The organism is Paenibacillus sp. P5_B5, from assembly GCF_056400365.1.
Genome location: NZ_JBFULK010000016.1, coordinates 1 through 13,330, shown reverse-complemented (window position 1 = coordinate 13,330; position 13,330 = coordinate 1). Strand labels below are relative to the sequence as shown.

General features: G+C 39.5%; 14 protein-coding genes. 12 read left to right on the top strand and 2 right to left on the bottom strand.

Features of this window, described 5'->3' with window-relative positions; genetic code table 11:
* The first annotated feature begins 122 nt into the window (after positions 1-122).
* The 3 genes from AC1DOK_RS19225 (at position 123) to comX (ending at position 2,340) form a co-directional block, all read left to right on the top strand.
* Complete coding sequence (locus AC1DOK_RS19225; protein ID WP_477555937.1) at positions 123-1,115, top strand: NADPH:quinone oxidoreductase family protein; 993 nt, start codon at positions 123-125, stop codon at positions 1,113-1,115.
* A 203-nt stretch (positions 1,116-1,318) separates the two neighbouring features.
* Complete coding sequence (locus AC1DOK_RS19220) at positions 1,319-1,945, top strand: rhomboid family intramembrane serine protease (protein WP_477555936.1); 627 nt, start codon at positions 1,319-1,321, stop codon at positions 1,943-1,945.
* A 194-nt stretch (positions 1,946-2,139) separates the two neighbouring features.
* Positions 2,140-2,340, top strand: a complete 201-nt coding sequence (comX, locus tag AC1DOK_RS19215; protein WP_477555935.1) for a competence pheromone ComX — start codon at positions 2,140-2,142, stop codon at positions 2,338-2,340.
* A 52-nt stretch (positions 2,341-2,392) separates the two neighbouring features.
* Here the strand turns inward: comX and AC1DOK_RS19210 are convergent, their stop codons facing one another.
* On the bottom strand, positions 2,393-2,590 hold the full coding sequence (locus AC1DOK_RS19210) for a cold-shock protein (RefSeq protein ID WP_477555934.1): 198 nt from the start codon (positions 2,588-2,590) through the stop codon (positions 2,393-2,395).
* 147 nt (positions 2,591-2,737) lie between these two features.
* Positions 2,738-2,938 carry a cold-shock protein gene (locus AC1DOK_RS19205; RefSeq protein ID WP_477555933.1) on the bottom strand — a complete coding sequence of 67 codons (201 nt, stop codon included), beginning with the start codon at positions 2,936-2,938 and terminating at the stop codon, positions 2,738-2,740.
* A gap of 234 nt (positions 2,939-3,172) precedes the next feature.
* On the opposite strand from AC1DOK_RS19205, the gene AC1DOK_RS19200 reads away from it, so the two are divergent.
* The 9 genes from AC1DOK_RS19200 (at position 3,173) to AC1DOK_RS19160 (ending at position 12,565) form a co-directional block, all read left to right on the top strand.
* Entirely contained in the window at positions 3,173-3,724 is a 552-nt protein-coding gene (locus AC1DOK_RS19200) for a cysteine hydrolase family protein (RefSeq protein WP_477555932.1), read from the top strand.
* A complete protein-coding gene (locus AC1DOK_RS19195) occupies positions 3,708-5,207 on the top strand; it encodes a nicotinate phosphoribosyltransferase (RefSeq protein ID WP_477555931.1) in 1,500 nt (499 codons plus the stop codon). The genes AC1DOK_RS19200 and AC1DOK_RS19195 overlap by 17 nt, the downstream gene beginning before the upstream one ends.
* A 169-nt stretch (positions 5,208-5,376) precedes the next feature.
* Positions 5,377-6,930, top strand: coding sequence for a glucose-specific PTS transporter subunit IIBC (gene ptsG / locus AC1DOK_RS19190; protein ID WP_477555930.1), 1,554 nt, complete (start codon positions 5,377-5,379; stop codon positions 6,928-6,930).
* Positions 6,931-7,004: 74 nt separating this feature from the next.
* Positions 7,005-7,706 carry a purine-nucleoside phosphorylase gene (deoD, locus tag AC1DOK_RS19185; RefSeq protein WP_477555929.1) on the top strand — a complete coding sequence of 234 codons (702 nt, stop codon included), beginning with the start codon at positions 7,005-7,007 and terminating at the stop codon, positions 7,704-7,706.
* Between the two features lie 70 nt (positions 7,707-7,776).
* A complete protein-coding gene (locus AC1DOK_RS19180; protein WP_477555928.1) occupies positions 7,777-7,962 on the top strand; it encodes a hypothetical protein in 186 nt (61 codons plus the stop codon).
* A 183-nt stretch (positions 7,963-8,145) separates the two neighbouring features.
* Positions 8,146-9,024, top strand: a complete 879-nt coding sequence (locus tag AC1DOK_RS19175; protein ID WP_477555927.1) for an FMN-binding protein — start codon at positions 8,146-8,148, stop codon at positions 9,022-9,024.
* Between the two features lie 164 nt (positions 9,025-9,188).
* Positions 9,189-11,066, top strand: a complete 1,878-nt coding sequence (locus tag AC1DOK_RS19170; protein WP_477555926.1) for an FAD-dependent oxidoreductase — start codon at positions 9,189-9,191, stop codon at positions 11,064-11,066.
* A gap of 117 nt (positions 11,067-11,183) precedes the next feature.
* Positions 11,184-11,588, top strand: coding sequence for a hypothetical protein (locus AC1DOK_RS19165; RefSeq protein WP_477555925.1), 405 nt, complete (start codon positions 11,184-11,186; stop codon positions 11,586-11,588).
* Positions 11,585-12,565 carry a polyprenyl synthetase family protein gene (locus tag AC1DOK_RS19160; RefSeq protein WP_477555924.1) on the top strand — a complete coding sequence of 327 codons (981 nt, stop codon included), beginning with the start codon at positions 11,585-11,587 and terminating at the stop codon, positions 12,563-12,565. Before AC1DOK_RS19165 ends, AC1DOK_RS19160 begins: the two co-directional genes overlap by 4 nt.
* Positions 12,566-13,330 lie beyond the last annotated feature (765 nt).

Below are 13,330 nucleotides of genomic sequence, written 5' to 3'. Positions count from 1 at the left end.
AAGGGCAAAGTATTCTGGCCTTCAAAAATGAATGTAGTGAAAGAAGATACATTTTAAAGTACGATAGATTTGATATAGTTTAATGGAGATAACAATCCATAGATGAAGGGAAGTTGTTATATATGAGTGAAAATTTTAAAGCGGTAGTATTAAATAAAATAGAAGATCAATTATCCATAGATATAACTAATTTGAATCTAAATGATTTGCCAGATAGTGATGTTCTCGTTCGAGTCAACTATTCTGGTGTGAATTATAAGGACGGTTTAGCTGCAACTCCGGATGGTCATGTCGTATCATCGTTTCCTATTGTACCTGGAATCGATTTGGCTGGAACAGTAGTGTCATCTAAAGATGGCCAATATAAACCAGGTGATCAAGTGATTGTTACGAGTTACGGCTTAGGCGTCAACCATTATGGTGGATATAGCGAATATGCTTGTGTACCTAATGAATGGATCGTCCCTCTACCGGAACAATTGACGCTGAAAGAAGCTATGATTTTAGGAACTGCAGGCTTTACTGCCGCGTTGTCAATTCATCGTTTGGAACAGAATGGTTTAACGCCTGATAAAGGCAAGGTACTTGTGACAGGAGCAACAGGTGGTGTAGGTAGCTTAGCAGTAGCGATGTTAGCTAAGCTTGGATATTATGTTGTAGCCAGTACAGGCAAGGAATCAGAGCACGACTATCTGTATGAATTAGGAGCTAAAGAAATTGTTTCCCGTGAAGTGGTTTGCTCCGATAAGCTTAGTGCGTTAGATAAACAAAGCTGGGCTGGGGCAGTTGATCCTGTTGGTGGGAAGACACTCGCTGCGATCACAAGTAAATTACAATATGGTGGTTCAGTGGCAGTTAGTGGATTAACCGGAGGAAGTAATGTACCAACAACCGTATATCCATTTATATTAAGAGGGGTTAATGTACTTGGTATTGACTCAGTTCAATGTCCTATGGACGTTAGATTAGCTATTTGGGCCCGTTTAGCAACGGATCTCAAAATTTCTAATTTACCATGCGTTATTAACCAAGAAATAGGGTTAGAAGAAATTCCAGTTGCAGTAGAGTGTATATTACAAGGTAATGTGCGTGGAAGATACTTAATTAAGCTGTAAGCATAGTTAATTTTACGATCTATGCAATCAGTATAAGCATCAATTAATTAATAGATAGTTAGAGTACCCTATTTATCATCAGGCACCTACAAAGGTGTCTTTTTGCTTCATATAGGTTAAAATAATAAACAACATGCTGGTTTTGCCATATGGTATAGGATTCATAAATTGAATTTCATATTAATAAGAGGAGGAGATAAGCTGTGTTTCTACGGACTGAAAGCTTTAAGCAATATATACGTTTATACCCGATTACAACTGCTTTAATCGTCATTAATATTATTTTAGTTGGCCTTATGGAAATGTTCGGTTCTTCTCAAGATACGTATACATTGTTGAATTTTGGTGCTATGTACGGATATGGAGATCTGAAGCCAGAATTTTGGCGTTATTTTACTTCGATGTTTCTTCATATTGGATTTTCTCATTTGTTCTTTAATTGCTTTGCTTTGTTTGTATTTGCGCCACCACTAGAGAGAATGTTAGGTAAAGTAAGGTATGTAATACTCTATATATTGAGTGGTATTTCGGGAAATATTGTCAGTGTACTCTTACATCCTAGTTCTGAACCTTTTGTCGCAGCGGGAGCATCAGGAGCCATTTACGGTATTTATGCAGCGTATTTATTTCTCGCGATATTCCGTAAAGATATTTTTGATCAACAAACCAAGCAGATGATCATTACGATTATTGTCGTTGGTTTTATATATTCCTTTATCGTACCTAGAGTAGATCTGTATGCACATTTAGGAGGGTTTATCGGTGGGATCATTACAATGGCGCTTATCGTTTTATCGATCAAAAGAAGATATCGGAAGCAATCCCAATAACGTTAATCCAATAAGCAGTGCAACATCGAATGTAATCGAAAGTAACATGCAAAATAAACTATTACTTCCATATTTATGTATAAACACCGCAAGGCATTGCGGTGTACCGCAATAAAATTTTCGGTGTCACACCAATCAGATTATGCTACATTGGTCTAAAGGCATCCTAAACAAACCTACTGAGGTGAATGTGTGTGTTACGGAAAATGGTGCAATACCTGATGCACAATCCAGATATAGTGGCGCTAGTAGTAAATGGGCAAGCTAGTTTGATTGGCGTATCAGCCATACAGCAGCAAGCGATAATAGAGGTTTTTGCAACAAAGGAGATTAATGAGGTTGAAGGGTTAAGACTACAGCCTTATTCTATGGTATGCCAAAACCCGACCGCGTGAGGTCGGGTTTTGACGTACAAGAAGGTTAAATTTAACCCGCGGAGCTCATCCGCTATTTATTGTTGTTATTGAGCAGAGAAGGAAGCATCTTTGTGTTTTTGACCATAACTGAATTACAAATTGGACAAATTGGGCTTTCTTCAAAAGAGAAATTTTCTCTCATCCAGCAAGAACATTTTTCTTCACTACACATCCACACTGAAGTTGTTTCTTCTTGAATTGGTTCCATGTTTTTCTTAGAGAAATACAAAACGCAACCCCTCTTTCTGCACTGCTTATATTTCAAACGTAAAGCGTGAATAACCTTGGTTGTAATGATCTATGATACATCCATAGAACCTGTGAAGTCATTGAAAAGAACTGCCCATTCCGGGGCAGTTCTTATTAAGAGCTGAAATTACAGTTTTACAACGTTTTCAGCTTGAGGTCCACGGTTGCCTTGAACGATGTTGAATTGAACGCGTTGGCCTTCGTCCAAAGATTTGAAGCCTTCGCCAGTGATAGCGGAGAAATGTACGAATACATCTTTGCCACCTTCGATTTCGATAAAGCCAAATCCTTTTTCTGCGTTAAACCATTTTACTGTACCTGTTTCCATTACGTAAAAACCTCCAATAATTTATTACTCATACTAATTAGAAGAAAATATCACCCGTTACAAAGGGTACATAAGCAGAGTACGACCTTTATAATATGTGAATTAAGGTCTTCATATATACGAATAACTCATTTTATCATATTATAGGAAGAAAAACAATGTTTGAAACTACCTAAATAAATAATGAAATCTTAGCTCGTATTTACGTTATATTATACTGAAGAGGTGATTAAAATGAGCAATAAAGCACTAATAAATGTGGACTACACAATTGATTTTATTGCAGAGAATGGTGCATTAACATGCGGTTTACCAGGTCAATTAATCGAGTCTGAAATTTGCAGAATTACGAAGGAAGCAATTGATTCAGGTGATTATGTTGTAATTGCAGTGGATGTTCATGATGAAGGAGATCCATATCATCCAGAAACGAAGTTATTTCCACCTCATAATATTCGTGGAACCCAAGGTCGCCAGTTATTTGGACAGCTAGAGAGTTTGTATCAGTCAAATAAAGATAAAGCCAACGTACATTATATGGATAAAACAAGATACAGTGCTTTTGCAGGAACAGACTTAGAGCTTAAATTACGTGAACGTGGAATTACAGAAATTTATTTATGTGGTACATGTACGGATATTTGTGTTCTACATACCGCAGTTGATGCTTATAATAAGGGCTTCCAGATCTTTATTCATGAGAAAGCAGTGGCTAGCTTTAATCAAGCTGGGCATCAATGGGCATTGGGGCATTTTACGAGCTGTTTAAATGCGACGATCATCTAAGAAAGAAGTGAACTTCATGATAATTAATGCGCAAGATACTAGCTTGGCACTACATACGGACCTTTATCAGATCAACATGGCAGAGTCATATTGGGAAGATCAAATACACAATAGAAGAGCTGTGTTTGATTTGTATTTTCGCAAAATACCATTTGGCAACGGCTACGGTGTTTTTGCTGGTCTCGAAAGAATCATTGAGTATATACAGGGTTTCCAATTTACAGAGAGTGACCTGACTTATTTAAAGGAAGAACTGCATTATGAAGCAGATTTCTTGGATTATTTGAGAACGGTTCGCTTTAGAGGGACGATTCGATCAATGATAGAGGGCGAGTTAGTGTTCGGAAATGAACCTATTCTCCGGGTAGAGGCAAACTTAGCGGAAGCACAATTAATTGAAACGGCGTTACTGAATATCGTCAACTATCAGACTCTGATTGCGACTAAGGCGGCAAGGATTAAACAGGTTATTCCTAATGATCCAGCACTAGAGTTCGGAAGTCGTCGAGCTCATGAACTGGATGCAGCTATTTGGGGCACAAGAGCCGCTTATATCGGTGGATTCGCAGCCACGAGCAATGTGAAAGCCGGTAAACTCTTTGGAATGCCTGTTGCAGGGACACATGCTCATTCTTTTGTCCAAGCCTACCAAGATGATTATATAGCGTTTAAGAAATATGCCAGACGGCATAAAGAATGTGTGTTCCTCGTGGATACATATGATACCTTAAAATCAGGAGTACCTAATGCGATTAAAGTAGCGCAAGAATTAGGGCGTGAAATCCAGTTTGTTGGCATTCGTTTAGATAGCGGTGATCTGGCTTATTTGTCTAAAGAAGCACGTAGAATGCTAGATGAAGCTGGTTTTACAGAAGCTAAAATCTTTGCTTCAGGTGATTTGGATGAATATACGATTATGAATTTAAAATCCCAGGGAGCACGAATCGATTCATGGGGAATTGGCACCAAGCTGATTACCGCTTATGATCAAGCTGCACTTGGAGCCGTGTACAAGATGGTTTCAATTGAAGATGAGAATGGCAACATGCAGGATACGATCAAAATATCAGCCAATCCTGAGAAAGTTACTACACCTGGAATGAAACGTATATTCCGAATCATAAATCGGATCAATGGAAAAGCTGAAGGGGATTATATTGCACTTGGAAATGAGAACCCGAGTGCAGAAGAACGAATCAAAATGTTTCATCCGGTTCATACTTACTTGTCTAAATGGGTAACCAATTTTGAAGCTAAAGAACTACATCAGGACATATTCGTTGATGGTAAATTGGTTTATGAATTACCTTCAATTACAGATATTCAATCGTATGCACATGATAACTTAGGACAACTCTGGGATGAATATAAACGGATGCTTAATCCTGCAGAATACCCTGTTGATCTCAGTCAGAAATGTTGGAATAACAAGATGCGAATTATCGAGGCCGTCAAGAATAAAGTCGATATACCGCGTGTATAGTGATGATAATAGGAACAGTTACCACCGAAATTGGTGTGTGACTGTTCTTTTGTATATGAATGTAAATTTATTCAAGAGACGTCCGCTTCTTGGGCTAACTGGATGATTATTGAAAGTATCGGACAAAATAACCTCTCAATAAGGAACTTAATGTAGAGGTGATATGGACATGTTCAAAAAAATATTTGCCGTCTTGCAAAAGGTTGGTAAAGCGATCATGGTGCCAGTTGCTATTCTGCCCGCAGCTGGTATTCTCCTCGCGCTTGGTAACGTGCTTCACAATGATATGTTGATACAGTTCATGCCTTTCTTAGATAACGACACAGTAAGACTCATTTCAGCCGTCATGGAAGGCGCTGGAGACATTGTTTTCACTAACCTCTCTCTGCTCTTTGCAGTAGGAGTTGCGGTTGGTTTAGCTGGTGGAGATGGGGTTGCAGGTATTGCTGCCATTATTGGGTATTTGATCCTGAACGTTACAATGAGCGTAATTGCGAACGTAACGCCAGAACTTGTACAAACTAATGTAGCCTATGCCAACATATTAGGTATCAACACCCTGCAGACAGGTGTGTTTGGCGGCATCATTATTGGTATACTCGCTGCATATTTGTACCAACGGTTTTTTAAAATCGAACTTCCAGCTTATTTGGGCTTTTTTGCAGGCAAACGATTCGTGCCGATCATTACTGCGGTTTCTGCACTATTGCTTGGTGTGATCATGGTATTTGTGTGGCCGCCAATTCAGAATGCGATGAATAGCTTCTCTCACTTAATGGTCGATGCAAATCCAACGCTAGCAGCATTTATATTCGGAGTAGTTGAACGTTCACTGATTCCGTTTGGATTGCACCATATTTTCTATTCTCCCTTCTGGTTCGAGTTTGGGCAATATGTGAACAAGGCAGGCGAGTTAGTTCGTGGAGATCAAAAAATCTTTTTTGCTCAATTAAAAGATGGTGTAGAGCTAACTGCAGGTACCTTCATGACAGGAAAATACCCGTTCATGATGTTCGGTCTTCCAGCAGCAGCACTAGCCATGTATCATGAAGCGCGGCCGGAGCATAAAAAAGTAGTGGCAGGGATTATGGGTTCAGCTGCTTTAACATCATTCCTAACAGGAATTACGGAGCCAATTGAATTTACCTTCCTGTTCGTAGCTCCTCTATTATTTGCATTCCACGCTGTGTTTGCAGGACTATCATTTATGACAATGCAGCTTCTCAATGTGAAGATCGGGATGACATTCTCAGGGGGAGTTATAGACTATGTTTTGTTTGGGGTACTCCAGAATCGGACTGCATGGTGGCTCGTCATTCCAGTAGGGCTTGCAATTGCAGTCATCTACTATTTTGGTTTTAGATTCGCAATCCGCAAATTTAATCTCAAAACCCCTGGTCGTGAAGTAACAGAAGCTACTACAGAGGTTCATAATAAAGCGGCGAGTGCCGATGAGCTACCTAGAAACATATTGCAAGCATTAGGTGGTCGTGACAATATTGATTCTCTCGATGCTTGTATCACAAGGCTTCGTGTTCAGGTGAAGAATAAGGATCAGGTCGGTAAGGAACAACTGAAGAAGCTAGGCGCATCGGGAGTTCTAGAAGTCGGTAACAGTATACAAGCGATATTTGGTACAAAATCAGATATCATTAAGACTCAAATTAATGAAATTATTACCCGTGAAGAAATGGAACTGAGTAAAGATGATGATAAATCATAACGTGGTAAAAAATGGACGTACGTGTATAATATAAATGGGTATTAAGATTCTTAATTTATAATGGGGGTCATTTCATGAGTGTCCATATCGGGGCTACAGAAGGACAAATTGCGGAGTCGGTGCTACTTCCCGGCGATCCACTTAGAGCGAAGTACATTGCAGAAACTTTCTTAGAAAATGTCGAGTGCTATAATCAAGTTCGCGGAATGTATGGTTATACCGGAACTTATCAGGGGAAACGTGTATCTGTTCAAGGAACAGGCATGGGGATTCCTTCGGCTTCTATCTACATAAATGAGTTGATTAGCAGCTATGGAGTACAGAATTTAATTCGTGTTGGTACTTGTGGGGCGATCCAAAAGGATGTAAAGGTTCGTGATGTTCTATTGGCACAAGCCGCTTGTACGGATTCATCTATGAATCGAAATACTTTCCCTGGTTTCGATTATTCGCCTATTGCGAATTTTGACTTGTTGCGAAAGTCTTATGAGGCTGGTATAGCCAAAGGTTTAAACATTCGTGTAGGTAATGTTCTATCTTCGGATATGTTCTATTCCAATACGCCAGATATGACAATTAAGCTTGCGAGTTATGGTGTATTAGCGGTGGAAATGGAAGCAGCGGCACTATATACAATAGCAGCTAAATTTGGTGTAAATGCATTGACTATCCTGACAGTAAGTGATCATATTATTACAGGAGAAGAAACTACATCTGAGGAAAGACAAACGACTTTCAATGAAATGATTGAAGTAGCTTTAAATACGGTGATTTAGTTGAAGCTCTAAACCATAATCAGTGCTTGCTAATGACAGAACCATATGCAGAATAGCGGAGGGGACGGAATTGTTCTGGAGAAACGAAGCGTTCGCCTACAAGTTTTCCGAAGGAAAACTACTTCGTAAGCGTATGCTTTGCCACCGGATTTCTACCGCTATAAGCGGTATACGATCAAGAAATCTGGGGGTGGGCAGCGATCGTAAGGACAATCCGTCCACGCAGCGTTCATCTATCGGCATCATTACAATATGAAGAAGCTGTCTCACAAGGTATGATAATACCGGAGAGATGGCTTCTTTATTGTTGTGTTTGTCTTTGATGCAAAGTGATGGAATTCACAATCAAATGTGATGCAATTCACATACTACTTTTTTTTTTCGTTATATAATGACTCAGCAAACAGGAAAAACGACTCAATAAGGGGAGAGACACTATATGAAAAAAATATCTATGTTATTAGTTGCAGTAATGTTAGTTGGTGTTTTAGCAGCATGTGGTTCCAAAGAAGATGCAACTACGACTCCAGCTCCAACAACAACACCTGAAGCAACAACTTCAACTGATAACAGTAAACTTGCTGATGGATCGTACTTTGCTCAAGAAGACACTTTCTCTAAAGATGGTTGGAAATATATGGTTGAACTTGATGTTAAAGATGGTAAAGTTTCTAACGTCAATTGGACAGCTGCAAACAAAAATGGCGGTATGGATAAAAAAGCACTTGATAAAGCAGGCAAGTACGGTATGAAAGAAAAAGCAAAAGCTCAAGCAGAATGGTATGAGCAAGCTGAGAAAGTTGAGAAGTTCCTAATCGAGAAACAAGATATTAAAGCACTTACTGTCAAAGGTGATGGTAAAACGGATGCTGTATCCGGTGTTTCCATTACAGTTAGCGATTTTGCTAAATTAGTTGAGAAAGCTCTAGCTGCTGGTCCAGTAGCTAAAGGTCCTTATAAAGATGGTGCATACCACGCTGAGCAAAAAGATTTTAAAGATGGCTGGAAATATACAGTGGATTTGACTGTAGTAAATGGTAAAATCGTAGCCGCTGGCTGGGATGCTGTGAATAAAGACGGTGGTGACACTAAGAAAAAACTTTCAGCTGATGGTAAATATGGCATGAAAGAAAAAGGCAAAGCACAAGCTGAATGGCATGAGCAAGCAATCAAAGCTGAACAAGCTCTACTTGAGAAACAAGATCCAAAGGCAATCGTAGTTAAAGAAGATGGCAAAACAGATGCAATCTCTGGTGTATCTATTACTGTAGCTGATTTCTTCACTTTAGCTGAAGAAGCACTAAGCACAGCAAAGTAATTTTATAAAATTATTATATCCTAGGTAGATGCAAGGCCTTGTTCTTGTCTAACAACTATGCATATGTCCCTGTCAGTACTCTGGCGGGGACACATGTTTGTACTACAAAAATTCAGTTCTGTTAAGGTCAACATAAATTACAAAACTAACTTAGAGGTGAATATATGAAGAAGATTGTCGTATTAGGCGGAGGATACGGTGGAGTTCTAACAGCTAAAAAGCTTGCCAAGAAGTTCAAGAAATGCTCTGAAGTTGAAATTACATTAATCGATCGCAAACCTTACCATACACTTCTAACTGAGCTGCATGAAGTAGCGGCTAACCGTGTAGAAGAGGATTCAATAAAGGTTGATCTTAAAAAGATTTTTGCTGGCAGAAATGTAAATGTTGTACTGGATGAAGTAGATACAATCGACTTTGAAGGTAAAAAACTTAACGCTAAGAAATCAACCTATGACTATGATTACTTGGTAATCGGTACTGGTTGTAAACCATCCTACTTTGGTATTTCAGGTGCAGAAGAGAATGCATTCCCGCTTTGGTCATTTGAAAATGCGGTGCATTTGAAAGAGCAAATTCGCGGTATGTTCATGAAGGCTGTTCAGCAAACAGATCCTGTGATTCGCAAGGAAATGCTAACTTTTGTAGTAGTTGGCGCTGGCTTTACAGGTATTGAAATGATTGGTGAATTAGCTGAGTTTAAGCAAGAACTATGCAAAGAAAACTATATTGACGAATCCGAAGTTCGTCTCGTTGTAGCAGATATGGCGCCGAAGATTTTACCAATCCTTCCGGACAAGTTAATTAAAAAAGCTGAGAAGCATTTGGGTAAACTAGGTGTAGAAATCGTAACAAGCGCACAAATCACGGGTGTAACACCTAGAAGTGTTGTTCTTGGTGACAAAGGCGAGATTGCATCTAGAACTGTAATCTGGACTGCTGGTGTTGAGGGCTCTGATTTAGTTGGTAAATTGGATGTAGAGCAACAAGGTAGAAAACGGATTGTAACCAATGATAAGCTTCAAAGCGTTGATCATGAAAATGTATATGTTGTAGGGGATAACATCTTCTATATTCCAGAAGGTGAAGAGCGTCCTGTACCACAGATGGTTGAGAATGCTGAGGCAGCAGCACCTGTTGTTGCAAACAACATCTGGGCTGATATTAAAGGCAATAATGCACATAAGAAGTACAAGCCAACCTTCCATGGCTGCATGGTATGTATCGGTAGTCGTTATGGTGTTGCCAATGTAGGTATGCCAGGTAAAATGTTCGCTATGAGCGGCTTCTTCGCAATGTTCATCAAGCATTTCATCAATTGCTTCTATCTTGTTCAAGTAGCAGGATATAACAAAGTATTCTCTTATAGCATGCATGAATTCTTCCATGTGAAGAATAACCGCAGCTTTGTAGGTGGTCACTTTGCAAAGCGTTCCCCGAATTTCTGGTTAACGCCGCTGCGAATTTATGTCGGTATTATGTGGTTGACTCAAGGTCTCGATAAATTTGGGAAGGTCATGAAAGATCCTTCAAACATTTTCTTGATCCCACCTAAAGTGGTTGATGGCGTTTCAGCAGCATCTCAAGCAGTTACTGATGTACACAGCACAGTAGATGCCTCTTCTGCGGCATCAGCAGTACAAGGAGCATCAACTGCGATTCAAGCATTGCCGGTTCCAGAATTCATCCACAATATGGTAAACTGGTCCATGGATCTTATGTTCTACACATCTGACGGTGGTTACACAGCGATGGCAACTATTTTCCAAACAGCTATGGTTCTGGGTGAAATTGTATTTGGTGCATTGCTAATTATCGGTTTGTTCACAGCATTATCCTCAATCGCAACAGTTGGAATGGGCATAATGATCTGGACATCGGGTATGGCTCCATATGAAATGTTATGGTACCTAGCAGCTGGTATTGCTCTAATTGGCGGTTCCGGAAGCACACTAGGTGCAGACTACTATGTATTGCCTCGTTTGAAGCGAATTTGGAAGAAAATCCCTATTGTGAAACGTTGGTATATCTTTAATGACTAATTCATAAAACATTATATTCTGGCAGAGTAGAGTAATGTGCATAGCAACGCATATTACTCTCTCTCCGTATTTGTAGGTGAATTTATGGACAACCTTTTAATTCAAGAGACAATTGACATGCTCCAAAATAAATTATCCCCTGATGCGGCAATTCAAATTAATTTGGATATGAACTCATTTACAGATATGATTACGCTGTTACAAACTTATAGTGTGGAACGTGAGCGTCAGAAAGTTTTGCTGGCTTGTTACATGTTGTTACAGCTTGCAAAACAGAAACACTGTGAATTGTCGGATGATAATCATGCGTTATCCAAACAAATTCTAGATGGTGATTATTTAAACAGCATGTATTATGACTTTGCTCTTAGTAATCATGAAATAGAGCTGGTCGCTTATTTAGCGCCTGTAAACAAACAAATTCACATAAGAATGGCTGAAGGAAAAGCTCCAGATCGGATGCTTTATAATCAGTTTTACAAATTTATCACACGTAAATATAGACAGGTATCAGGCTTATGAAGCTAGATGAAGCGTTAAACATTGATCTGAAACGGATCGAAAAGGAAATTATCCGAGTTGTGAAATATGATCCTGATTTGCCAAGAAACTCGTTTATCACGAAAAGTGTCATTGAATTGGTTAATTCGGGTGGTAAACGCATAAGACCGATACTCGTCGAAGTAGGCAGTAGGTTCGGCCCTGAATCGGATCATACTCAAATAGTACATTTAGCGGCATTGATTGAATTCATACATGTTGCTTCGCTCATCCATGACGATATTATTGATCAATCCGAGATCAGAAGAAGTCAACCAGCACTCCATGTTAAGACAGATGTACCGACTGCTATTCATATAGCGAATTACATTATGGCACGAATTGTTGAATTAATTACCGTACACTATCAACAACATGAACATTTATTGCCTCATTTAACTACAATTGTTACGACTCAATTATGTCTAGGCGAATACCAGCAATTGAACAATCGGTTCAATTATGACATGAATTTAGATACTTACTTACTTAAAACGAAAAATAAAACCGCCTTGCTCATAGCTACCTGTTTACAGCAGGGGGCACGATTAGCCAATGCAGAGCAAGCTGTTATTGATTTGTTATATGCGTTCGGAGAAAATTTAGGTATGGCTTTTCAGATCCGCGATGATGTACTTGATTTTACGCAGTCTGCAGAGATGCTTGGTAAGCCCTCAGGCAGCGATCTAATCAATGGACAAGCAACACTGCCTGTGCTCTATGCTATGGAGGATAAGGCGATCGCAGATCGTATACGGAGGCTTAATGCGCAATCTCCACTGACCGAGTTCGAGGAGATAATAGCGCTAATTAATCAGAGTGATGCGATCGATAAAGCGACTGAACTCAGCCGGCAATACATGGACACGGCCTGGTCGATTATTGGCCAATTACAATCCTTTCCCGCACACCGGGACTTAGAGCAAATCTGGCATTATTTTGAGGCCCGAAATAAATAAAGATGCACCGCCTGTTGAAGGCAGGTGCATTTTTTTTATTTTTTGTTGGTAGGGATAAGTCAGTATTGAAAGATGAGTGATGAGTAATGAAAGATAAGTAATGAAAGATGAGTAATGAAAGATGAGTAATGAAAGATGAGTAATGAAAGATGAGTAATGAAAGATGAATATTGAAAAATCAAGTATTGAAAGAGGAGATGATTTGTTTTGTGACGTTGGTGCCCCAGCCCCCGACAAGCTAGTGAAATCTTGCTACTGAAATTTTGCTAGTGAAATCTTGCTAGTGAAATCCTGCTAGTAAAATCTTGCTAGTAAAATCTTGCTAGTAAAATCTTGCTAGTGAAATCTCTGCAGCCAGAAAATATCTGTTTGGCTATTTGGCCCGATGTGATCAAAGTTCCACAATAAAGATACATAGCCCCCCCCCGACGTAACAGCCCGACTAAATAACTCGTTAACTATTGTAAACAACTCGTAAACAACTCATATAAACAACAGCCTGTAGAAGGCTGTAACTTGTACAAAGCGGAAGAAAACGACGCTAGAACGGAAGCGAGTTCCGTTCTAGTGACCAAAAGTTCCGCAATAGAATGAAAACAGCCCGCTAGGGGCTATTACTATTTAGCCCCCTAATCCACTTGGACACTCTATCTACTTCAGATACAATATAATAGTGGGGGAAGAAGTCCATGAAGAGAAGATTTAGGTGCCCTGTAACAACGAAGAAGGAATTGGTAGCGGAAGTGATGTCAGGCTTTCGAACCG

Bases quoted from the DNA above. Each gene is read 5' to 3' on its own strand.
- AC1DOK_RS19200 (WP_477555932.1), top strand. From the start codon at position 3,173: ATGAGCAATAAAGCACTAATAAATGTGGACTACACAATTGATTTTATT.
- AC1DOK_RS19160 (WP_477555924.1), top strand. From the start codon at position 11,585: ATGAAGCTAGATGAAGCGTTAAACATTGATCTGAAACGGATCGAAAAG.
- AC1DOK_RS19170 (WP_477555926.1), top strand. From the start codon at position 9,189: ATGAAGAAGATTGTCGTATTAGGCGGAGGATACGGTGGAGTTCTAACA.
- deoD (WP_477555929.1), top strand. From the start codon at position 7,005: ATGAGTGTCCATATCGGGGCTACAGAAGGACAAATTGCGGAGTCGGTG.
- AC1DOK_RS19205 (WP_477555933.1), bottom strand. From the start codon at position 2,938: ATGGAAACAGGTACAGTAAAATGGTTTAACGCAGAAAAAGGATTTGGC.
- AC1DOK_RS19195 (WP_477555931.1), top strand. From the start codon at position 3,708: ATGCGACGATCATCTAAGAAAGAAGTGAACTTCATGATAATTAATGCG.
- ptsG (WP_477555930.1), top strand. From the start codon at position 5,377: ATGTTCAAAAAAATATTTGCCGTCTTGCAAAAGGTTGGTAAAGCGATC.
- AC1DOK_RS19175 (WP_477555927.1), top strand. From the start codon at position 8,146: ATGAAAAAAATATCTATGTTATTAGTTGCAGTAATGTTAGTTGGTGTT.
- AC1DOK_RS19165 (WP_477555925.1), top strand. From the start codon at position 11,184: ATGCTCCAAAATAAATTATCCCCTGATGCGGCAATTCAAATTAATTTG.
- AC1DOK_RS19225 (WP_477555937.1), top strand. From the start codon at position 123: ATGAGTGAAAATTTTAAAGCGGTAGTATTAAATAAAATAGAAGATCAA.